This window comes from Shewanella sp. JNE2 (assembly GCF_023159115.1).
Lineage (GTDB): Bacteria > Pseudomonadota > Gammaproteobacteria > Enterobacterales > Shewanellaceae > Shewanella > Shewanella putrefaciens.
In genome coordinates this window covers 3,948,251-3,968,826 of record NZ_CP096169.1, presented here as the reverse complement: position 1 = coordinate 3,968,826, position 20,576 = coordinate 3,948,251, and the positions used below count along the sequence as shown (strand labels likewise).

22 protein-coding genes are annotated in these 20,576 nt (G+C 42.7%); 12 read left to right on the top strand and 10 right to left on the bottom strand.

Going from position 1 to position 20,576, the window contains the following annotated elements:
- Positions 1-51 precede the first annotated feature (51 nt).
- The gene (locus MZ182_RS17680; RefSeq protein ID WP_248068503.1) at positions 52-228 is read right to left on the bottom strand and encodes a PA3496 family putative envelope integrity protein; all 177 of its coding nucleotides are present in this window, start codon (positions 226-228) and stop codon (positions 52-54) included.
- Positions 229-536: 308 nt separating this feature from the next.
- On the opposite strand from MZ182_RS17680, the gene MZ182_RS17675 reads away from it, so the two are divergent.
- The 4 genes from MZ182_RS17675 (at position 537) to rimK (ending at position 5,917) form a co-directional block, all read left to right on the top strand.
- Entirely contained in the window at positions 537-2,690 is a 2,154-nt protein-coding gene (locus tag MZ182_RS17675) for a CHASE domain-containing protein (protein WP_248068488.1), read from the top strand.
- Entirely contained in the window at positions 2,687-3,121 is a 435-nt protein-coding gene (locus MZ182_RS17670) for a response regulator (RefSeq protein WP_011787994.1), read from the top strand. Before MZ182_RS17675 ends, MZ182_RS17670 begins: the two co-directional genes overlap by 4 nt.
- A gap of 9 nt (positions 3,122-3,130) precedes the next feature.
- Positions 3,131-4,852 (top strand): putative bifunctional diguanylate cyclase/phosphodiesterase, encoded by a 1,722-nt coding sequence (locus tag MZ182_RS17665; RefSeq protein WP_011787995.1) that lies wholly within the window; start codon positions 3,131-3,133, stop codon positions 4,850-4,852.
- Positions 4,853-5,011: 159 nt separating this feature from the next.
- Positions 5,012-5,917 carry a 30S ribosomal protein S6--L-glutamate ligase gene (gene rimK / locus MZ182_RS17660; RefSeq protein ID WP_011787996.1) on the top strand — a complete coding sequence of 302 codons (906 nt, stop codon included), beginning with the start codon at positions 5,012-5,014 and terminating at the stop codon, positions 5,915-5,917.
- A gap of 80 nt (positions 5,918-5,997) precedes the next feature.
- On the opposite strand, the gene MZ182_RS17655 is transcribed toward rimK, so the two are convergent.
- The 4 genes from MZ182_RS17655 to MZ182_RS17640 all read right to left on the bottom strand — a co-directional run bounded on the left by MZ182_RS17655 (position 5,998) and on the right by MZ182_RS17640 (position 8,668).
- Entirely contained in the window at positions 5,998-6,690 is a 693-nt protein-coding gene (locus MZ182_RS17655; protein WP_025008616.1) for a TorF family putative porin, read from the bottom strand.
- 298 nt (positions 6,691-6,988) lie between these two features.
- Positions 6,989-7,261, bottom strand: coding sequence for an HU family DNA-binding protein (locus MZ182_RS17650; RefSeq protein WP_006079990.1), 273 nt, complete (start codon positions 7,259-7,261; stop codon positions 6,989-6,991).
- Positions 7,262-7,407: 146 nt separating this feature from the next.
- Positions 7,408-8,205: a response regulator gene (locus tag MZ182_RS17645; protein ID WP_011787998.1), complete on the bottom strand. Its 798-nt coding sequence runs from the start codon at positions 8,203-8,205 to the stop codon at positions 7,408-7,410.
- Positions 8,206-8,287: 82 nt separating this feature from the next.
- A complete protein-coding gene (locus tag MZ182_RS17640) occupies positions 8,288-8,668 on the bottom strand; it encodes a hypothetical protein (protein ID WP_041408313.1) in 381 nt (126 codons plus the stop codon).
- Positions 8,669-8,796: 128 nt separating this feature from the next.
- Here MZ182_RS17640 and MZ182_RS17635 point away from each other — a divergent pair, with 128 nt between their 5' ends.
- Positions 8,797-9,306 carry a DUF4240 domain-containing protein gene (locus tag MZ182_RS17635; protein WP_011788000.1) on the top strand — a complete coding sequence of 170 codons (510 nt, stop codon included), beginning with the start codon at positions 8,797-8,799 and terminating at the stop codon, positions 9,304-9,306.
- Between the two features lie 31 nt (positions 9,307-9,337).
- Here MZ182_RS17635 and MZ182_RS17630 read toward each other — a convergent pair whose 3' ends face one another.
- On the bottom strand, positions 9,338-9,646 hold the full coding sequence (locus MZ182_RS17630) for a hypothetical protein (RefSeq protein ID WP_011788001.1): 309 nt from the start codon (positions 9,644-9,646) through the stop codon (positions 9,338-9,340).
- A gap of 272 nt (positions 9,647-9,918) precedes the next feature.
- Here MZ182_RS17630 and MZ182_RS17625 point away from each other — a divergent pair, with 272 nt between their 5' ends.
- Positions 9,919-10,443, top strand: coding sequence for a DUF3016 domain-containing protein (locus tag MZ182_RS17625; protein WP_011788002.1), 525 nt, complete (start codon positions 9,919-9,921; stop codon positions 10,441-10,443).
- Between the two features lie 14 nt (positions 10,444-10,457).
- On the opposite strand, the gene MZ182_RS17620 is transcribed toward MZ182_RS17625, so the two are convergent.
- Entirely contained in the window at positions 10,458-12,212 is a 1,755-nt protein-coding gene (locus MZ182_RS17620; protein WP_248068485.1) for a GGDEF domain-containing protein, read from the bottom strand.
- Positions 12,213-12,375: 163 nt separating this feature from the next.
- Positions 12,376-12,684: a hypothetical protein gene (locus MZ182_RS17615; protein WP_011788004.1), complete on the bottom strand. Its 309-nt coding sequence runs from the start codon at positions 12,682-12,684 to the stop codon at positions 12,376-12,378.
- A 48-nt stretch (positions 12,685-12,732) separates the two neighbouring features.
- On the opposite strand from MZ182_RS17615, the gene MZ182_RS17610 reads away from it, so the two are divergent.
- Complete coding sequence (locus MZ182_RS17610) at positions 12,733-13,632, top strand: TraB/GumN family protein (RefSeq protein ID WP_248068483.1); 900 nt, start codon at positions 12,733-12,735, stop codon at positions 13,630-13,632.
- 24 nt (positions 13,633-13,656) lie between these two features.
- Here the strand turns inward: MZ182_RS17610 and MZ182_RS17605 are convergent, their stop codons facing one another.
- Positions 13,657-14,430, bottom strand: coding sequence for a methyltransferase domain-containing protein (locus MZ182_RS17605; protein WP_115017057.1), 774 nt, complete (start codon positions 14,428-14,430; stop codon positions 13,657-13,659).
- Between the two features lie 408 nt (positions 14,431-14,838).
- On the opposite strand from MZ182_RS17605, the gene MZ182_RS17600 reads away from it, so the two are divergent.
- Together MZ182_RS17600 and MZ182_RS17595 are read left to right on the top strand one after the other, a co-directional pair.
- Positions 14,839-15,669 (top strand): MaoC/PaaZ C-terminal domain-containing protein, encoded by an 831-nt coding sequence (locus tag MZ182_RS17600; RefSeq protein WP_248068547.1) that lies wholly within the window; start codon positions 14,839-14,841, stop codon positions 15,667-15,669.
- 174 nt (positions 15,670-15,843) lie between these two features.
- Positions 15,844-17,556 carry a formate--tetrahydrofolate ligase gene (locus MZ182_RS17595; RefSeq protein ID WP_011920004.1) on the top strand — a complete coding sequence of 571 codons (1,713 nt, stop codon included), beginning with the start codon at positions 15,844-15,846 and terminating at the stop codon, positions 17,554-17,556.
- A gap of 168 nt (positions 17,557-17,724) precedes the next feature.
- Here MZ182_RS17595 and MZ182_RS21320 read toward each other — a convergent pair whose 3' ends face one another.
- Positions 17,725-17,850 carry a hypothetical protein gene (locus MZ182_RS21320; RefSeq protein WP_011920003.1) on the bottom strand — a complete coding sequence of 42 codons (126 nt, stop codon included), beginning with the start codon at positions 17,848-17,850 and terminating at the stop codon, positions 17,725-17,727.
- 286 nt (positions 17,851-18,136) lie between these two features.
- Between MZ182_RS21320 and MZ182_RS17590 the strand changes: the two genes are divergently transcribed.
- The 3 genes from MZ182_RS17590 to MZ182_RS17580 all read left to right on the top strand — a co-directional run bounded on the left by MZ182_RS17590 (position 18,137) and on the right by MZ182_RS17580 (position 20,575).
- Positions 18,137-18,427: a hypothetical protein gene (locus MZ182_RS17590; RefSeq protein ID WP_011920002.1), complete on the top strand. Its 291-nt coding sequence runs from the start codon at positions 18,137-18,139 to the stop codon at positions 18,425-18,427.
- A 77-nt stretch (positions 18,428-18,504) separates the two neighbouring features.
- A complete protein-coding gene (locus MZ182_RS17585) occupies positions 18,505-19,683 on the top strand; it encodes a hypothetical protein (protein WP_248068479.1) in 1,179 nt (392 codons plus the stop codon).
- Positions 19,667-20,575, top strand: coding sequence for a metal ABC transporter solute-binding protein, Zn/Mn family (locus tag MZ182_RS17580; protein ID WP_011788012.1), 909 nt, complete (start codon positions 19,667-19,669; stop codon positions 20,573-20,575). The genes MZ182_RS17585 and MZ182_RS17580 overlap by 17 nt, the downstream gene beginning before the upstream one ends.
- The last annotated feature ends 1 nt before the right edge of the window (position 20,576 follow it).

The following is a 20,576-nucleotide window of genomic DNA, read 5'->3' as shown; positions in this document are numbered from 1 at the left end:
AATATCTATGCTTGTCGGTTTGTAGCGTAAGCATAATGGTATTAGCAGGGCTTAAAAAAATTCGTCGTCTCCTAATGCACGTCGAAGTTCTGCGCGTTCGAGATAATCTTCTAAGCGTTTTTTGATTTCACGCTTATACTGCATGGCTTCGGCTGCTTTGCTGTTTCTAGGGGTGGTCATCGCCTCAATTTCAGTATCGTTGGGCACGACTTCAATAATATGAGCCATAACGAATTCCTCATGTTGTTCCTAAAGACTTTCTATCTAAAAATAGTGTGGCAGAAAAGCAAAAAATTTTGTGAATTAGAGTAAAAATTTCTTCCCATTGGTTGAATCGCATGCTGTCGCTTGGGGTAATAATAATGACATTTTTATATAGCAGTCTTCCTGTAATTTAACTCTATTTTGTGACTGAACACCTGATACTTTATTGTTAATTTATTGACTAATCCCTACTTAAATACTCAGACAAACTTGAATTAATTGACAACTACAACAACACTTTGATGATTAATGATTCGCTAGGGATGGCATATATGCACAAGGATGACTTTCCTAAATACTTTGACTCTCCTAAAAATTTTTATTTCAGCGTCCTAAGTTCCAGTTGGATGGTGATCACGGCTGCATTGTTTTTCATGGGCGTTTCTTGGTACGTCTTAGAGGTATATCTTAGAGATCGCGGGGAAGAGCGTTTTAATAATAATGTGCAGGAGCTAATTGAAGCCGTAAACAGCAGAATGATAGTGTATGAGCAGGTATTACGGGGGGGGATTGGGTTATTTCTTGCCTCTGATGGCGTGACCAGAGAAGAGTGGCAGACCTACGTAGTAAATGCGCGTTTGATTGAATATTACCCAGGTATTCAAGGCTTTGGTTACACTCCCTTACTGACTCCTGAAACCTTGGAGGCGCATGTCAATCAAGTTCGATCTGAAGGGTTTAGTGAATATAACGTCTATCCCCAAGGAGAGCGCGATCTCTATTGTGTCATTCAATATTTAGAGCCCTTTGATTGGCGTAACCAGAGGGCTTTTGGTTTTGACATGTGTTCAGAGATGAATCGACGCTCTGCCATACTCAGTTCTATAGCAACAGGGATGCCGACAATTTCAGGAAAGGTGATATTAGTTCAGGAAACCCAAGATAATACCCAATCGGGTTTTTTGATGTATTTACCCTTATATCAAGGGCAAGCGACTACTGATGAGGAGCGAAAACAGCGTGCCGTCGGTGTAATTTATGCAGCTTTTCGCATGGATGATTTGATGCAAGGGATTATGGGAAATAGATTTTCGGGTTTAACACTCGCTATTTACGATGGGGAAAATGCAAACGCTGAAAGTTTAATGTTTACTAGCAATAAATTGTTACCTAGTCCGCAGGATCTTTTTTATCAATCACAAACGGCAATCATTGAAGGCCGAGTATGGCGTTTAGATATTTCGTCAGAATCAGCCTTTATTTCTAGTTCGGAGCAAACCCAGAGTTTTTGGCTCCAATTGATTGGGTGCGGCTTTATATTAGCGTTATTTTACTCCGTGGTTGTGATGGCGCGTAATCGTTATCAAGAATCTAGGTTGACATCTGAACTTATCGCCAACGAGAAACGATTTAGATTAGTCATTGAAGCCTCACCAAGCGCCCTATTTATGATTGATAGAACAGGCGTGATCACTTTAGTCAATACTCATGCCGAACGCTTATTTGGTTATGCCAGAGAAGAATTGCTTGGGCATTCAATCAATATGCTACTGCCTAAGGGATTGTGGGATATACATCAGCAGCATATGAGTAATTATTTGGTCCAGCCTATCGCAAAAAATATGTCTATGCGGGACGATTTATTTGGCTGTTGCAAGGATGGTAGCCGATTAGCGATTGAGGTTGGCTTAACACCAATCCATTTTAGTAATGGGCTCTCTATACTCGCGACAATCAATAATGTGTCAGAACGCAAACGTGTGGAAATTCAAAGAGCTCAACATACAAAAGAACTTGAGCGTATTAATCAAGAACTCGATCGTTTTGCCTATATTGCATCACATGATCTTAAGTCTCCTTTAAGGGGGATTGAACAGTTGACGAGTTGGTTGGCGGAAGATCTTGTTGATAATACGAATGAAAATGTCCAAAAGTACTTAGGATTAATTCAAAATCGGATTCATCGTATGGTCTTGCTACTCGATGGATTATTAATGTTTTCCAGAATTGGTCGGGTTGATGCTGAAATTGTAGAGGTGGATGCGCGGCAGTTAATTGAGGATATGTTTGAGTTAGTCGCTCCTCCACAGGGATTTGAGTTGTTGCTAGAGGGGGAATTCCCAAACTTTAAGACAGTCAAAACACTTTTGGAGTTGGTTGTTAGAAATTTAATGAGTAATGCCATAAAACACCACGATCGAGACACAGGTGTTATCAAAGTGCAATGTGAACCTAAAGGGGATGTATATTGGTTTAGTGTTGTTGATGATGGCCCAGGTATTTCAAAGGCTTATCATGGGAAAGTCTTTGAAATGTTTCAGACGCTTAAACCAAGGGATGAAGTAGAGGGGAGTGGTTTAGGCTTATCACTGGTAAAAAAAACCATAGAAAGCTTAGGGGGAGAAATCAAACTAGAATCAGAGGGACGAGGTTGTCGTTTTCGATTCAGTTGGCCAGTACGTATAGTGAACAAGGAGGTTTTATGAGCAGTTCAAATAGCTACACTCAAGTGACAATTTTACTGGTCGATGACGATGATGTTGATTATATGGCTGTTCAGCGTGCAATGAAGCAGCTTCGCTTATTGAATCCTTTGATACGCGCCAGAGACGGACTTGAGGCGTTACATATTCTGACTAATCCCGAGGCGATTAAGGGGCCCTATCTCATACTGTTGGATTTAAATATGCCGAGGATGAATGGCTTTGAGTTTCTTGAGCATCTTCGATCCGATCCAACACTTTCTTCCTCTGTGGTTTTTATGTTAACCACCTCAAGTACCGATGAAGATCGGATGAAAGCCTATAGTCATCATGTGGCGGGCTATATGGTGAAAACAGATATAAAAGACGGTTTTAATAATATTTTTAATATGTTGGAAGGTTACTGGCGTATTGTTGAGCTTCCATCGGCATAGGATGGGCATATGGATTTACTACTAATCGATGATGATGAAGTGGATAGAACCGCGGTCATTAGAGCATTGAGGCAGTCAAAATTAGCGTTTAATGTCATTGAGGCAAATTGTGCGTTCGATGGATTAAACCTAGCGTTAGAACGCCATTTTGATGGCATTTTATTGGACTACATGCTGCCCGATGCCAATGGCCTCGAAGTGCTGATTAAACTCAATGCGATGACTCAAGACCAGACCGTAGTCGTGATGCTCAGCCGTTATGAAGATGAAAAGTTAGCCCAGCGCTGTATAGAACTGGGTGCTCAGGATTTCTTACTCAAAGATGAAGTTAATTCCCGTATTCTTACCCGAGCTATTCGTTACGCCAAACAACGAGCCTCAATGGCATTAGCACTACGTAATAGCCATCAAAAACTGAAAGAGCTAGCAGAGCATGATTCGCTGACGAAACTCGTTAACCGTTATGGGTTCGAGCTTTGTTTAAATCGAGCCATAGCTAGAGCCAAAAGGAGTAACAATTATTTAGCGGTAATTCTACTCGATCTAGATGATTTTAAAGCGATTAACGATACATTAGGTCACCAGACTGGCGATATCTTATTAGTCAAAGTGGCCTCTCGCTTAAGTGAGGTTCTGCGGGATGGTGATGTCATTGCTCGTTTAGGGGGCGATGAGTTTGTTGTGCTGGTGACGGATGATGATTACAAGTATTTTCCGATGATAGTGGCTAATCGACTGCTTAAGGCATTTGAGGAGGTTTTTTGCCTCGGGGATAATGATGTGCTGATTGGTGCCAGTATTGGCGTTGCTTTTTATAACGAGGCTGCATCAGACAGTTCCGAGTTGATGAAATGTGCCGATATTGCGATGTACCGCGCCAAGAAAATGGGGCGTAATCAGATCCAATTTTATTCTGAAGCCTTAGATAGAGAGGTGCGTTATCGCAATCATATCGAGTCAAGTCTTAGGGTTGCACTCAGACAGAATGAATTTAAGGTGTATTACCAAGCACAGGTTGATTCTTTGACCCATCAAATGGTCGGTATGGAAGCACTTATTCGTTGGCAGCATCTTAAAGACGGGGTTATCGCACCGGATCAGTTTCTCCCTATTGCAGAAGAGATGGGCCTGATGGAGGAGATTGGGGATTGGGTTCTCGCGGAGGCTTGTAGACAAGCTCAGATTTGGCTGACACAACTAAAACCCATTGGGCGTGATTTCACCATTGCGGTAAATTTATCAGCCTCACAAATAGCGCAGATTGATTTGCTGAGTAAAATTATCCAAACACTGGAATTAACGGGTTTACCTCCCACTGCACTAGAGTTAGAGATTACTGAGAATTGTTTGATTGAAGATCCCCATGAACACGCTAAAGTTTTAGATCAAATCGCTAAACTTGGTGTTCGTTTCGCCCTCGATGATTTTGGTACAGGATTTTCATCCTTAGAACACATCAAATTATTTCCTATTAGTGTATTGAAAATAGATAAAAGCTTTATCGCATCCTACGATAAAGATGAAAAAGACACTCGATTATTAGCCGCATTACTTAATTTTGCCTACGGTTTTAATGTTATTTCTGTCGCAGAAGGCGTGGAAACATTGGAACAGGCGGAGTTTTGTACGGCTCGCAATTGTAATATTTTGCAAGGATATTTATTCTCTCGGCCCTTAGAGGCAATAGACTTTGAGGCAAAATTTATTACACCATTACTCACAAAATTGTGAACCTTATCCAGTGGTCATTCCTGTAAACCGTTTTCATCTGGTGAGGAATATTTTCTTGCTTTACACTGAGCAATAGACAAATATCAGCCCCCTTTTCTGATGCCGAATTTTGTTGTGTCAGAACTCTTTATTCACTGTGCTTAAGTGGGTCATTCCGTAATGAAAATAGGTATCTTATCCCAGTTTCCTCAACTGTATTCAACGCAACGTTTAGTCGCCGCCTGTGAGAGTCGTGGCCATGAAGCGGTTGTGATCAATACTCTGAACTGTTATATGAATATCAACTCGATCAAACCCAGTATTCATTATGAGGGACAGGAGTTGGTTGGATTCGATGCAATCATTCCTCGAATCCATGCAAGTGTGACTTTTTATGGTTGTGCAGTGGTACGTCAGTTTGAAATGATGGGTGTATTTGTGGCTAATGACTCGATTTCGATAGCCCGATCCCGTGATAAGTTAAGGGCATTGCAGTTGCTTTCTCGTAAAGGGATAGGTATGCCAATTACGGGGTTTGCGAATAAACCTAATGATATTCCTGATTTAATCAATATGGTGGGAGGTGCTCCCTTAGTGATTAAACTGCTTGAGGGTACTCAAGGTATTGGTGTTGTGTTAGCTGAGACGAAAACCGCGGCAGAGAGCGTGATCGAAGCCTTTTTAGGGTTGAAAGCCAATATCTTAGTGCAGGAATATATTAAAGAGTCTAACGGAAGCGATATTCGCTGTTTTGTTGTAGGTGATAAAGTTGTCGCTTCGATGAAACGCCAAGGACCAGAAGGAGATTTTCGCTCTAATCTTCATTTGGGCGGTTGTGGTGAAACGGTAAAAATCACCTCCGTCGAGCGTAAGATGGCTATTGCAGCCGTAAAGGCCATGGGGCTTGTTGTCGCTGGTGTGGATATTTTACGCTCTAACCGTGGCCCTTTAATTCTTGAAGTGAACTCGGCACCTGGCATTGAAGGTATTGAGCAAACTACAGGGATTTCAGTCACTGAACCGATAGTTGAATATATCGAGAAAATGGTTGCAGCGCGTAAAACAAATAGGCCAATCATTGCTTAATGGATCATTGCGATAGCACAACGCCACCGCTTAAGGTGGCGTTTTGATAACTTGTACTCGCTCGGGCTAGATAGTAAAGCTTAGAGGTCAAAGCTGTAGGAATAGCCTAAAACAATTTTAGTATCGTCATCGGTTAAGTCTGTATCTGCAACCATAAAGGATACTGTCCCCATACTCGTGTCGGCGCTTAAGGTCACGTTATAGTCGGCGTAGTTATCTTCACCAAACCAAGCTTCAACCACATCGCCGCTGGAATAACCATAATGCATGGATAAGCTCACCTTTTCAGTAAGTGGTATTGATACAGTAGCCGCAAGATAGCTCAAATCTTTATTATCTAAAGGCGATGCTGCTACATCATCTCCAGCATTAATGACATGGGAGTAGCTAAGCTCAATCCATTTCCAAGTAACAGCACCATGGAGTTCGCCGAAGTCGATACTTCCTGGTGCATCAGGATAGCCATAATAGAGATAACCTATGTCGTAACTAATATCTTCAGTGATATTACCTGCATAACCCACATAAAGATCGAGCTCATAGCTTGTTTCATCACCAAAATCCACATTCGATGCCCATGTGCCTGCATAAAATCCAGAATCATGGCTATAGTCAATTCCACCTTGGATGGCTACCGCATCGTCAGTTTGGGTTACACCACGCCATAGGTAATTTGATGTACCCCCTATATTGGCTGACACGGCAGCAAAGGCATTGGATGTCAGTAACATTCCTGTCGATAAGGCTAAAACGCTATACAGTGATTTTCTCATGCTCATCCCCTCGATTGATGTATTTATTGATTCACTTATGCCCCATTTTGTTGGTGGCACTGGTGCATCTTGGTTTTTTTCTGAAGAGTGAGTTGCTAATCGTATGCCATTATTACAATCTTATGGAAAACATAATGTTATGAAAATGTTTATCAGTTGTGCTTTTGGGTGTGCATGAAAATGGAGCAGGCACGCACTGTCGTTGTGCAATAAATCGTCATTTCGAGTTGAGTTTTGCGCAAAAAAAAACGCCTCACAAAGTAGGAGGCGTTTCATCACGAATGGTTTTATCTACGAATTAATTGACGCTATCGCGTAGGGTTTTACCGGCTTTAAACTTAGGCACAGTTGCTTCTGCAATTTGGATTTCTTTACCCGTTTGTGGGTTACGACCTGTGCGAGCTGCACGGGTGGCCGTTTCGAAAGAGCCAAAGCCCACGATAGAAATTTTGTCACCATTTTTCATGGATTCGGTGATAGCCGCTTCGAAAGACTTTAATGCGCGTGCTGCTTCCACTTTTGTTAGATCGGCATTTTCCGCAATCTTAGCGATAAGTTCAGTTTTGTTCATCTTTGTTGTCTCTTCTTTCCGTAGATTATTTAAGTAAGCGTGCCTAACATGCCATAAGGCTTCATACTTTGAAAGCCTTTTACTGCCAGAGAATAGAATGAAACGCGGTAAATTGGAGAATATTTACTCGGTTCGTGACTTAGGTTTTATTCTTCTAACAGTTGAAATAAGAGCTGCTTGACGAGTTGAGGTTCGAAGGGTTTATCGCACAGAGCATTGACGCCTGCCTGTGATACATTGCTTAAGTGGGTATCGTTGGCTTCTGAGGAGACCATTAAAATAGGGATATGGGATTGTTGGCTCTCGTTGCGAATAAATTGGGTCAATGCTAATCCATCAATACTGGGCATGTTATAGTCAGTAATGACCAGATCAAACATATTATTTCTCATTAACTCAATAGCTTGTGCGCCATCTTCTGCTTCGGTAATGAGCTTTATTCCTAAATTACCAATAGTTCGTTTGATGACATTTCTCGCCATACGACTGTCATCGACTACTAAAACGCGCACATCATGTACATCAAAATGGCTAAGATCGAGTTCATCATGGCTTAATAGATCGATGGTCGCGTTCAGGGCTTTACCTAAGTGCTCGGCATGGAAAGGCTTAGGTAAGATAGCGACTACGCCTGATTGTCTAAAAATCTCCAATTGCTCGCGACGGCATTCGCTCGACACCAACATAAACTGAATGTCTTTGTAGTCACTATTTACACGTAAATAGCTGAGTAGATCGATGGCAGTGCCATCTTCGAAATGCATTGCACTGGCGATGAGATCGGGTTTATGGCGGCCAACCACGGCTTTAGCCTCTTCGATATTTGCAGCCGTTTGAATGCTGACAATCCCTTCTTGTTGTAGATGCTGAATAATGATTCGGCGTTGCGTATCCGAAGGCTCTACTAAGAGAATGGATAATTCGTTGGGTGATAGATGACTCATAGTTTTCGTCGGTATTAGCTGAGGGTCTTTTATAGGATTGTTAAGCTACGCTATAAATAACAGCTTAGCAATAAATCCGCTATTACTCTGTTTTACCACTTAAATACTGGTAAGTGACTTTAGAAAATGCAGCCCAATATTGTACTAACAACATAGCAATTATGCCGATAACAAGTGGTAGCATCGGAATTTGCTTACCTGCAAAGAACACTTTTACGTCTTCTGGTGTGATACGGTAGGCAATCACCGCAGTGATACCAAGTGCTGAAAAACCGAGGGTTTGCATTCCAAGATAGATTTTAAGCACTAGGCTTGACCAAGGGGCTCGCATCAGGATACCAACTAGTACGGGAAGCACTCCTAAGGTAAATAAATCAAAGGATTGGGTTGTTATTGCTCGCCATAGTGCGGCTATGCTAAAGAGGCAATAGAGCGCGGTGAGTAAAATGAGACGTTTAGGCATTGAATGACTGATGGATTTCGTGGTCTTAGGATGAGGCAGTGTAGGAAAAGCGCTGAACTGAGTCCAGCATAACCGCATTATCATGTAGAATATTGCCTTTGCTTGGGTATAGTTAATAGGTTTAGGTTATGACAGAAGTTGAATTTTGGGCATTGGTTACGCGTACTGAGGCTGCACAACCACAGGAATCTTTAGTGCAGGCACTCAAGCAAAAACTCACCGAACTCAGTAATGAAGAATTAAAAGCTTTCGATAAAATATTTAGCCAACAGATGCGGCGTAGCTATTTATGGTCAGTATGGGGAGCGGCTTATATTATCACTGGGTGTGATTCTGAATATGCTTTTGCGGAGTTTAGATGTTTTCTTATTTCTTTAGGGCAAGAGCGTTATGATGCAGTTATTACACATCCTGATAGCCTAGCGCGTTTATCCGCATGGCCAGAGAAAGACGGATATGCCTATCCCTTTGTCGATGAGTACGACTTAATTGCTGGGCAGCTATATGAAGATAGGACGGGTCAAGAGTTACCTTTTATGCCATCGGGTAAAGCGACTCCTGTTGGTAAAAAATTTAGCACTAAACCTAAGGATCTTAAACAGCAATATCCTGAGTTAAGTGCCCGTTTTCCATTTTAAACGTTAATCATTAATCTCTGTGGAATAGGCCTTAATTGTCATTTTTCATTTTTTTGCATTGAAACCCTTGCTTGCGTGGATCAAATTCACAATTTAAACCACATTCCCAAGGGACATTATCATAGAGAGAAGATTGCACCCGGGCAAAATCTCGGCAGGCATCATAATGATCAAAATTATCTGTTTTTTTGTATTTTCCAGAGTCATACCCATGGGTGTAGATAAAGGATGACCAAGTTTGGTGATGGTCATCCTTACTGTCTGGGGAGATAAACCAAATCGCACTGGCGAAACAGGTAAAAAGAATAAGAATGAACACAGGTACAACGGGGAATTTCATTTTCTAATCGTAGCCATATAAACAATAGGCGAAGAATAACGTGTTTTTAATCAAGATGCGCGCAAAATGATCACAAATTTATAACGCTGCACTTACTTAGTGCAGTGTCGATACAAAAAGATACGTGTCAATTTACAGCAAAGTAAAATATTTTGTTTATTATACAAATGCTTGTGTTTATTTTATGTTCTTGAGACTGTTTTGCGTTAAGCTTTAGTTCAGGTTAGATTTTGTACTGTCAATATAGAAATGATTAGGCCTAGGAGGCAAGCATGAAAGTTCAATTCCTTTTACTCGCAGGGGTATTAAGTTGCAGTGCAGTGTGGGCCGCAGATGAAACATCAACCCATCCTGTCACGGAAGATGGTGTGGTGAAAATTGTTTGGCAAAATCCGAAGGATTTTCGCGATATTAAATCATCGGGGGAAGTTCAATCCCGTTATGAGACTCGCTTATTTGAGACCTTAACCAAGAATATCAATAAAGAAGCCGCTAAAATTTTAAAACCCAATCAAAAGCTTGAAATGATGGTTACCGATGTGGATTTAGCGGGGGATATGCGTCCAACATTTGGTGCAACGGCAAATGATTTACGGGTTGTGAAGGATATTTACCCACCACGAATCACCTTTAGCTACCAGGTGTTAGAGAATGATAAAGTGATCGTTGCTGGGGATGAAAAATTATCTGATATGGGGTTTTTAACGGGTATTCAGCCCTTAAACGATAAACCTTTTATGTATGAAACACAGATGCTAAACGACTGGTTAAAAAAGACCATCGCCCCTAAGATTTAGATGTAAAAGCCACCTTAAGCGATTAATGCGTGTGGATTGAGTGCATTATTTTCCAACAGGCAAAATCCATTACTTGCGGATTTTGCCTGTTTTTTTGCCCTCGCACTCAGCGTGGACAAGCTATGTTCATTGCAATTATGGGTATGTTCCGGCGAGAGTAAGCCAACGCATAGGCTTATAAGTTTGTGGTAGCAGGCTTGCCCCTGTCTATCATCAGCCAGCATTTGTTGTGCTTGCCAATGTTCGGCACTATAGAAGAATTGTTTATGGTGTTCAAAGTCAGTCAATATCCGCTGACAACGAGTCACGATTTGATCGCATGTACTAATTATCACAAAATCATCGCCTCCCACATGGCCAATAAAGCAGTTATCACTTTTATATTTCATTAATAAATTGGCCACTTCGCAAATCACTTCATCACCACGACAAAAACCATAAATATCGTTGTAGGGTTTAAAATGACACAGATCGAAATAAGCGAGGTAAAAAGGCTTTTGTTGAATTCTTAGTCGCTTTAGCTCTTCTTGTATAGGCACATTTCCCGGCAAGTCCGTAAGTGGATTAGCATGGCGTGCCATTTTAATTCTGTGCTCAGTTATGCGCTGTAATAGATCTTTGGTGTGACCAATGCCGAGCAATTTGCCACGGCGCAGAATAATAAATTGCTGTGCCACGGTATTTGCACTTTCTGACGTCAGTAGCTGACTAACAGTCGAAAGGGGCTCATTGGCTTCTATTTGCAGTACCTGAGGATCCATGACCTCACTAACGGCATGATTTTCATGTAATGCTCGACCATAGGGGGTGCTAAAAAGCTCAAGTAATGTTGCACGGCTAATAATACCTTGGGGTACTTGATCTTCAACCACAACAACTGCTTGCAGTGCAGGTTGGGAGATAAAAGTATCACTTAGATGTTTAAGCTTTAGGTTTGGTAGAACGGTAACGGCACTGCAACAGAGGCTTTCTGCTGACTCACTATATCGGGGTTGTGCTTGGGTATTATTGGGAACTAAGGTGGCTTTCATTGCTCTGCAGGGCATAGCCTCAGGACGACCGAGTAAATAACCTTGGCAATACACAATGCCAAGTTGTTTAAGTACTGCTAATTCCTCTTGAGTTTCAATCCCTTCGGCTATCACTTTACAGGTTAAACTCTGACAGAGTTCAACAATGGATCGCACAAATTCTTGTTTTACTGGGGTAGAGTCGATCTGATGGATAAAGTGACGATCAATCTTCACATAATCGGGTGACAATTCTGACCAGAGTCTTAAGCCAGAATATCCCGCACCTAAATCGTCAATTGCCGTCATAAATCCTTGACTACGATAGTGATTTAAGCAGGATTTAAGCAGGTCTATATCATCCGCAGGATATTGCTCCGAGAGTTCAATCACTACCTGTGAAGGTGAAATCCCAAGCTGTTGCAATAGTTGCAGTGTCATACCTTTGGGGTGGCAGGGATCTAACAGCGCCTTGGGTGAGATATTGATAAATAGTCGCCCCTGAAACTGACGACATTTAAATTGCTCGAGTGAAATCCGTCGGCAAAGGGTTTCGAGTTCACTGAGTTTACCCTGATGTTCGGCGGTCTGAAAAAGGGGAACGGGTGAATATAATGGGCTGTGTTCTGGGCCGCGACTTAGGGCCTCAAATCCATGGATCTTATGTTCTAATATATTGAAAATAGGCTGGAATAATGGACTGATAGCCCCTTTAGAAATTATTTTATCAAGCTCTTTAGCGAGATCTAAACTTGTCATTATTCAGCCCCTTCGTCTGTGTTTGCGGAGTCTATGACTTAGAAATGACAAAATGATGACAATTTTTGTGGCGTTAAAAGGGGTTTTCTCTGGCGCTAACAGGGTAAAGAGGAAAGGGAAAGCGCTAAACTTAACGAAAAATTTTAGCGCTTAGATAAAGAAGTTAGCTCTGTTTTTTAAAGACCTGAAGTGTTTTCAATAGGATACCTAATTGGCGCACATAGGTTTCAAGTGCGACAGGATCGAGCGTCGGTTGGCTCTCTAATGTGGTTAAATCATCAACGAGCTCTTGCACGTAGGGCAAAAAACGATTACTCGAAATGATAAATCCTTGATCTGCCGTAAAGATGCTGGTGAATTTTCCATAGCCCGCTTTTTTCAGTTCATCTAATTTAGCGTCGGCATCTATGGCTTGGCGATAGGCGGTTTGAAGGTTTTCTTTCAGTTGCTCTATAACCTTAGTGTGTGGCATAACAGCGTCTCATTGTAAAATTTGCAGGAATTATAAGGGGCAAAGGATATGGCAACAAGCCACAGACGACTCATCGCCGCAATCAGTTGTGTGACATTATTTTTTCATGCCGCAATTTTTGCGGCACCAAGCGATAAACCGCCGTTTTATCAAGTGCAGTGGCAGGGTAAAAGTGCCTATTTATTGGGATCAATTCATATTGGTAATCGCGACTTTTATCCCTTACCTGAGCAAATTGAAACAGCGTTTAGCAAAGCCAAGGGGTTAGTGGTTGAAGTCGATATGAATAAAGTCGATAGCCGCGCGCTATTGCAAAAGTATGGGATGGCAGATGGCACTAAGGGCTTAGATTGGCAGAACCGCGATAAGCAAACTGTTGAGAGTATGACGCTTTACTGTGCGAGTAGAGCAAGTGTATGTCAGTCAATTCAATCATTTGCACCTTGGTTACAGGCGACTCAACTCAATCTCTTACGTTACAATGGCTTAGGTTATAGCACTGATTATGGTGTTGATGCACAGTTGATGGCTCGTAATAAAACACTGCCAGTGTTTGAGCTGGAAACCGCAGAATCTCAATTTCAGTTGTTAGCTACGTTCGACAGCCAAGAGCAGTGGTCTATGGTGCGAGATGCGATTAGTGTGTCGGATGATGAGCTTTTATCGCTGATAACGGCGTGGCGTTCGGGTGACGAGACCGAACTTGATACTATTATGCAAGAACAGATGGGCGGCGAGGGTGATACTCGAATTATAGATAAGATCCTATGGCAGCGAAATCACACAATGGCCGAGGGTATTCTTAAGCTTATGGATGCCAGTGATGTGCCAGCACTGTTATTTGTGGTGATTGGGGCTGGTCATGTTGTGGGTGATAAGAGTGTTGTGCAGTTACTTAAACAGGCGGGTGCTAAGGTGACCGCCTGTTGGAGTGATACTTGTCTTTAACATCACGTTGGTTCAGTCGAGGTGCTATGTTCCTCGACTAATACCTAAGAAATGGACATATCTGCCAAGTGATATATACGGCTCGTGCTGGGAATATTCGAGTTCCATCTGCAGAAGTTTTTGGTAATCAAAATCTGCGGCTTGGCTCTTTTTCAAGTAATCGTGGATAACCCTCACCCCAGATTGGCTTATTAACGTCATTTCCCAATCCATAAACCATTGCTTAACCTCTTGAATATAAAGCGGGTGTGTGGGTGTTAGCCTCACTTTTTTCTTTACTTTAAGATCTGCGGCCACGTAGTCAAAATTTCCTGATATTAAGGCATGGAAACGCATTGCTTCTTTGTTATAAAACATCAGTGAAAACAAACCATTGGGTTTGAGCATTGTCAGCAATCCTTCCATCGTACGCTGGGCATCGGTAAGCCATTCGACTACGGCATGGCACAGTATGAGATCGAAAACACCATTCTGTTCAACTGATAATGCTTGGATAGGGGCATGGATAAGCTCAATATTTAAAGGCTCGGTAGAGGCATCAATATGTGCTTGGGCTTGGATAAGCATCTCTTGTGAGATATCGCAAAGCACGACTTCATGACCAAGGCGTGCCAGCTTTTGGCTAAAGAAACCAAAGCCACCGCCAGCATCTAAAATTCGGAGTTTTTTATCGCCAAATGGGGCTAACGCAGAGCTGAGATCTCGCCATAGTACGGCTGCACGAATTTCCCCTTTTGGGGAGCCATAAATATTTTTCGCAAACTTGTGCGCGAGCTTATCAAAATTCTTATCTTGCACGTGTAAATTAACTTAAAGAGTGTGGGGTAATAGTGTGGCACAGACGAAATATTTTCGCACTCTGTAGGTATTATCTTTCAAGTTAGCTTACTTATTCACTCATGAAATTAGCTAACACAATGATTTTATTGATGGTAAATATTCCTACTAAACTTAGGGATACACAGAACTCTATCCCCTAGGTTATAATCACGCCGTTTTCAACAAACCTGACTCTTTCGCTGTCCATTCAAAGAGTCTGCATCACCCTTTTTAAGACGCAGCACAGCCCGTTTTACACTCGTTTTTAGCTTGATTTATCAGATGTCACCCGTCTGAGCGAGGTAATTTATGGCTATCTGTGCTAAGGGATAGTTAATTAAAAGGTACACAGACTTGAATAATGCATATTGTGTTGAGTTGAACGCGATGCCGTCGCTGCTTTCTCTTTATCGCAAGATATTTTTTGGCCGCAAACCAGGTTGGGATCAACAGCCATTGCCTCACATTAGAGTGACTGCACCTGGTGTTACCGTCTCAGAAGCAAAAGTGAGTCAATACGCCCAAGTTTGTGGTTTCCAGTTTGATGGTAACCTGCTACCTCCAACTTATTTATACGTGATGGCGTTTCGTTTACACGCGGTGATTTTTACCCATGATGGTATTACATTTCCATTACTTGGCATGATCCACCTTAAAAACCGTATCCAAGTATATCGTCCAACCACAGTCAACGAAAAATATTCCTTTGAGTGTGCGTTAACGACAAGTCGTGAAACGGATTCAGGCTTGGAGTTTGAATTTGTTTCTAAAGTGTATGTTGGTGAGGAGTTAGTGTGGGAATCACTCTCGACCTATTTATATCGTATTGAAACCGCAGGTCGCCGCGTTCGCCCACCTAAGGCGATTGAAATGGAATGGGATGCTCCGCAAGCGTGGGAGCTGGGGGAAGATCTGGGCCGTCGGTATGCAAAGGCATCCGGTGACTATAACTTGATCCATTTGCATCCATTGTTATCAAAGCGATTTGGCTTTGATCGCGTACTCGCCCATGGTATGTGGTCTAAAGCCCGCTGTTTGGCTGAGTTAATGCCTGAACTTGGTACTCGCCCATTCACTGTCGATGTGACATTTAAGCTGCCACTCTTAATGCCTGCACAGGTCGGGTTTGGTTATGAGAAAAACGAGGATAATTGGGTGTTTGAGCTTAGAGACAGTAAAGGTCGCCGTCCACATCTGAGCGGTGAAATATATTTTTAGTATTAAACAATAAACGGCGCCGATGGCGCTGTTTGCTTATAAGAAATCAGTAATTAACCTTTTCGGCGACTGTATCTCTTAAGATCAATCACCTAATATCCGCCATATTCAAGCGATGTTGTTTATTACAATCACATCTATTTATCCGGAATACTTCAAAGGAGAAACCGACGCATGCTGACCGATATGGAGATTTCAAGCCGTGCCAGTTTAACAAATGTGGCAGAGCTTGGCGCAGAGTTAGGCTTATTACCGGAAGAAATGCTTCTATTTGGTAGCACAAAAGCTAAGGTAGATTTAAGTGTTCAGCAGCGTTTAGCGGGTCAAAGTCGGGGAAAACTGATTATTGTCACTGCTGTCACCCCAACACCCCACGGTGAAGGTAAAACAGTGACAAGTATTGGGCTAACTCAATCCTTAAAGGCCATAGGTAAAAAAGCCTGTGCCTGCATTCGCCAACCGAGTATGGGGCCCGTCTTTGGCGTCAAAGGTGGCGCAGCGGGTGGCGGTTATGCGCAAGTTGTACCTATGCAGGAACTTAACTTGCATTTAACGGGTGATATTCATGCTGTCAGCAGTGCCCATAATTTAGGTGCCGCCGCGATTGCGGCGAGGCTTTTCCATGAGTCACGTTTAGGTAAAGTGGAATTTGAGGCGCAATCTGGGCAAGCTTTTTTGGATATCGATCCTGCGCAGATCCGCTGGCATAGGGTGCTTGACCATAATGATCGTTGCCTGCGGCAGGTTCAGGTTGGACTAGGAGAAAACAACGGTCCTGTATATGAGTCTGGTTTTGATATTACGGCAGCATCTGAATTAATGGCTATTTTGGCCTTGAGCGCTAATTTGGCGGATATGCGGGCCCGCATTGGGCGATTAGTTCTAGCACTTAATCGCCAAGGGCAGGTGATAAGCGCAGAAGATTTAGGGGTCGCAGGCGCTATGACGGCGATTATGGTGGATGCGATTAAACCCACATTGATGCAGACCTTAAATGGCGCACCATGCCTCATTCATGCTGGCCCCTTTGCCAATATTGCCCACGGAAACTCCTCGATTATTGCCGATGATATCGCTTTAAAACTTGTGGACTATGTGATCACCGAAGGGGGCTTTGGTTCCGATATGGGATTCGAAAAGTTCTGTAATATCAAGGTGCGTCAGTCCGGGCAAGTCCCAAGTGCCGCGGTGTTAGTGACGACATTAAAAGCGCTTAAGGCAAATAGCGGTATTGAGTCAGACACAGATATCAATACTCCTGATGAGATTCGTCTAGAGGCAGGATTTGCTAATTTACACTGGCATATTAACAATGTGGCACGCTATGGCATTCCTGTCGTCGTGGCAATCAATCGCTTCGCCACGGATACCGAAGCCGAGTTGCAATGGTTAATCAACGCCGTTAACCAAACTGCGGCATTTGGTTGTGAGGTCAGTGATGCTTTTAGCCAAGGTGAAGCGGGAGCTATTGAACTTGCACATACTGTGGTTCGCGCCGCTGACACTCAGAGCCAGTTTAGGTTGTTATATCCGGATGATGCTTCTTTAGAGGCTAAGTTATCCACTTTAGCTGAGGTTGGTTATGGTGCGGCGGGCATCAGTCTCTCGGATGAAGCTAAGCAACAAGTGAGGGAGTTTACTTCGCTCGGTTATGCTCATTTACCCGTGTGTATGGCAAAAACACCCCTATCGATTAGTCACGATCCTATACAAAAGGGCGTCCCGAAAGATTTTATTGTGCCAATCCGCGCTTTAGTGCTGAATGCGGGGGCTGGTTTTGTTACAGCATTAGTGGGCAATGTGATGACAATGCCTGGTCTTGGTATAAAGCCAGGTTATCTCAAGATTGATATTGATGAGGCTGGAGAGATTATTGGTTTAGGTTAGGTGCTGAGGTTGTCATCGCTAGTGCTTAAAATGAATGGTATCGCCGCAGTGGGTTGATTGTTTGTCACCATGGATTGGGGCTGATTTTAGGCTTGCATAATAGTGTCAATAGTCAAAGTAAAACTAAACTCTGAGCCTTAACCTAGGGCTCAGAGTGTATGCTAAGTGTTATTGTATAACTTGTTCTTGGCTCTTTAACGAATGCTCTACGTAGTAAATCCCGCCCAAAATTAATGCGCCGAAAATCACTACACCTAAGATAATTCCTAAGTTTTCACGGAAAAATGCTAGCATTTCTAGTTGCCTTTTGGTGGATGGAAAAAGAGACGAATGCCGAGAATTCACTGAGGAGCTTTCATCGACATAAAACTAAATACACTATAGTTACACTCACTTAAGCTAATCTTAAATAGCCTATTTTGTGAGAGTTTGTTCCGCTTAACGGGTATTTCTCGCGGTTTTTAACCTAAACATATCAAAGACAAATATCTTGTAACGTATTGGCGGTAGGTTGTCTTATTGCAACTTACTATGCGCCTGACATAAACTTGTGTCACTTTTTAACTATGGGGATGACTGAGTGAGACTTCCAAGTCACATTAGACGCATGATTTCAATATGGCTTGCGGCCCTATTGATTTTGCTGTCTTTTGCTGCCTCAGCCCATAGTGTGACGCACCTTGATGATGGTGCTAAGACTCACTGCACCCTCTGCTTCCACCAGCATCAATTTAATAAAATCTTATTGACTCAACCACTGGTGCTTAATTTAGCCGTACAGCGGTTTGATGTTGTTGAGTTTGTTCTACCGGTTTTCCTCTCAAAACACATCAGTGTTTATCGTAGTCGCGCTCCACCTGTTTTACTCTAAATCAACTTACATATTTTAACTTATTGTATTTCTTGATGGTTTTCACCATCGAGCGTTTGTTGTATTTTGGAGATATTATGACAGTTTTTAACACCCAAGTTTCTTTGGTGGCATTAGCCTGCGCGTTTGCTTCACCTTCGTTGTTTGCCGCTGATTCTAGCTTGACCAACCCTAATATTAGCGCGGTATTAAATGGTTATTACCAAACGGGCGAACGGCCTTTATCTGAAACCTCTGAAGGTTTTGGTCTAGGTGAAACTGAATTAGCCATGAGTGCCAATATTGATGATATGTTCTATGGCAAGGTGACTGCCGTTGTTGAAATCCATGATGGTGAGAGTGAGCTCAACCTTGAAGAAGCCTTTATCCAGACGATGGCGATGCCAGGGGGATTTTCTATTCGTGGTGGTCGTTTTTTATCGGATATTGGCTACCTTAATAACCAACACTTACATACTGATTCTTTCACCGATCGTCCTATCGCCTACCGTGCCTTTTTAGGTGGTCACTACTTTGATGATGGTGTGCGCTTAAACTTTGTTGCTCCAACCGATCTTTATTGGACTATGGGTGTAGAAGCCTTTAAAGGAGAAAGTTTACGTGCGGCCGATGAGCATGGTGAGCGTGAATTTGAAAATGTCGGGGTTTACACTTTATACACCAAAATCGGTGGTGACATTGGCGATAACAGCTCATGGCAGGCAGGTTTAAGTTACTTGCGTAACGAAAATGGTCAAGTGACCGCCCATGAGGAAGGTGAAGAAGATGAACATGAACATGAAGAAGGACATGATCATAGCCATGCGGCATCTTATACGGGTAAAAATACCTATGGGGCTGATTTTGTTTATAAGTGGGCACCTAATGGTAACTACAAATACCAAAATTTAACCTTGAGCGGTGAATATTTTCGTGTAACGGATTTTACGCCAGTAGATTTGCATCCAGAAGATGCTCCGAGCAAGGATTATCATCAAGGTTGGTATTTGAGTAGTGTGTACCAATTTACACCAAGTTGGTCTGCTGGAGTGCGTTATGGTGAAGTTGATACTCAAGAACTCCATGGCGATCATTTTCATGCACAAAAGTTGAAGGAGTCAGAGGTCACACTGGCATGGCATTCGAGCCATTTCTCGACGGTTCGTTTTCAGTATACTAATCAAAAAGGGACGAATTTTGATGGCATTGAAGACGATAACATCTTTACTATTCAGTATATTATGACGTTGGGGGCTCACGGTGCGCATCAATTCTAAATTAGTGAAATTGGCTGCAGTGGCGCTCTCTGCAGCTTATATGGGGTTGGCCCATGCTGAGCTGAATGTGTTTGCCTGTGAACCTGAGTATGCGGCCTTGGCGAAGGAATTAGCGCCCACGGCTAATATCTATTCGGCGACAACGGCATTACAGGATCCTCACCAAGTTCAAGCGCGCCCGAGTTTGATTGCTAAAATGCGCCAAGCAGATCTTGTGGTTTGTGCGGGGGCTGATTTGGAGGTAGGTTGGTTACCTATGTTACAAATGAAATCGGCAAACGCTAAGGTGCAATCAACGGAAAAGGGCCTATTCTTTGCTGCCGATCACATTGAGACACTAGATAAATTAGCCAGTGTTGATCGTAGTATGGGGGATGTACACGCCCAAGGAAATCCGCATCTGCATTTTGATCCTATGCGTTTGCTTCAGGTTGCCACAGCTTTAACCAGTAAGATGGCTCAGCTTGATCCTGCGAGCGAAGCTCATTACCAACAGTCCTTAGCGGATTTTACCGCGCGCTGGCAAGCTGCCATTCCGCGTTGGGAAGAGCAAGCAAAAGGGCTACAGGGTAAAAAAGTGATCGCTTACCATTCTAGTTTTCGATACTTATTTAACTGGATTGGTATCGAGCAAGTGGCTGATTTAGAACCTAAACCTGGTCTAGCACCAACTAGCGGGCATTTAGCTAGCTTGTTAACGCGCGCTGAGCAAGGTGATATTTTGGCCGTTGTTGTGGCATCTTATCAAGATGAGCGCGGTGCAAAATGGTTAGGTGAAAAAGCCCATTTGCCAGTGCTAATGCTACCCATGTCAGTGGGTGGTAATGATAGCAGTAAGGATCTCTTCAGCCTTTATGACAGTGTGATTTCCCTCTTAAATGGAGTGAAATAAC

Coding starts and splice junctions, on each gene's coding strand:
- MZ182_RS17670 (WP_011787994.1), top strand. CDS start 2,687: ATGAGCAGTTCAAATAGCTACACTCAAGTGACAATTTTACTGGTCGAT.
- MZ182_RS17615 (WP_011788004.1), bottom strand. CDS start 12,684: ATGCCACACACTAAGGTTATAGAGCAACTGAAAGAAAACCTTCAAACC.
- MZ182_RS17680 (WP_248068503.1), bottom strand. CDS start 228: ATGGCTCATATTATTGAAGTCGTGCCCAACGATACTGAAATTGAGGCG.
- MZ182_RS17650 (WP_006079990.1), bottom strand. CDS start 7,261: ATGAACAAAACTGAACTTATCGCTAAGATTGCGGAAAATGCCGATCTA.
- MZ182_RS17655 (WP_025008616.1), bottom strand. CDS start 6,690: ATGAGAAAATCACTGTATAGCGTTTTAGCCTTATCGACAGGAATGTTA.
- MZ182_RS17665 (WP_011787995.1), top strand. CDS start 3,131: ATGGATTTACTACTAATCGATGATGATGAAGTGGATAGAACCGCGGTC.
- MZ182_RS17610 (WP_248068483.1), top strand. CDS start 12,733: ATGGCAACAAGCCACAGACGACTCATCGCCGCAATCAGTTGTGTGACA.
- MZ182_RS17620 (WP_248068485.1), bottom strand. CDS start 12,212: ATGACAAGTTTAGATCTCGCTAAAGAGCTTGATAAAATAATTTCTAAA.
- rimK (WP_011787996.1), top strand. CDS start 5,012: ATGAAAATAGGTATCTTATCCCAGTTTCCTCAACTGTATTCAACGCAA.
- MZ182_RS21320 (WP_011920003.1), bottom strand. CDS start 17,850: ATGCTAGCATTTTTCCGTGAAAACTTAGGAATTATCTTAGGTGTAGTG.
- MZ182_RS17595 (WP_011920004.1), top strand. CDS start 15,844: ATGCTGACCGATATGGAGATTTCAAGCCGTGCCAGTTTAACAAATGTG.
- MZ182_RS17645 (WP_011787998.1), bottom strand. CDS start 8,205: ATGAGTCATCTATCACCCAACGAATTATCCATTCTCTTAGTAGAGCCT.
- MZ182_RS17630 (WP_011788001.1), bottom strand. CDS start 9,646: ATGAAATTCCCCGTTGTACCTGTGTTCATTCTTATTCTTTTTACCTGT.
- MZ182_RS17675 (WP_248068488.1), top strand. CDS start 537: ATGCACAAGGATGACTTTCCTAAATACTTTGACTCTCCTAAAAATTTT.
- MZ182_RS17585 (WP_248068479.1), top strand. CDS start 18,505: ATGACAGTTTTTAACACCCAAGTTTCTTTGGTGGCATTAGCCTGCGCG.
- MZ182_RS17640 (WP_041408313.1), bottom strand. CDS start 8,668: ATGCCTAAACGTCTCATTTTACTCACCGCGCTCTATTGCCTCTTTAGC.
- MZ182_RS17635 (WP_011788000.1), top strand. CDS start 8,797: ATGACAGAAGTTGAATTTTGGGCATTGGTTACGCGTACTGAGGCTGCA.
- MZ182_RS17600 (WP_248068547.1), top strand. CDS start 14,839: ATGCCGTCGCTGCTTTCTCTTTATCGCAAGATATTTTTTGGCCGCAAA.
- MZ182_RS17625 (WP_011788002.1), top strand. CDS start 9,919: ATGAAAGTTCAATTCCTTTTACTCGCAGGGGTATTAAGTTGCAGTGCA.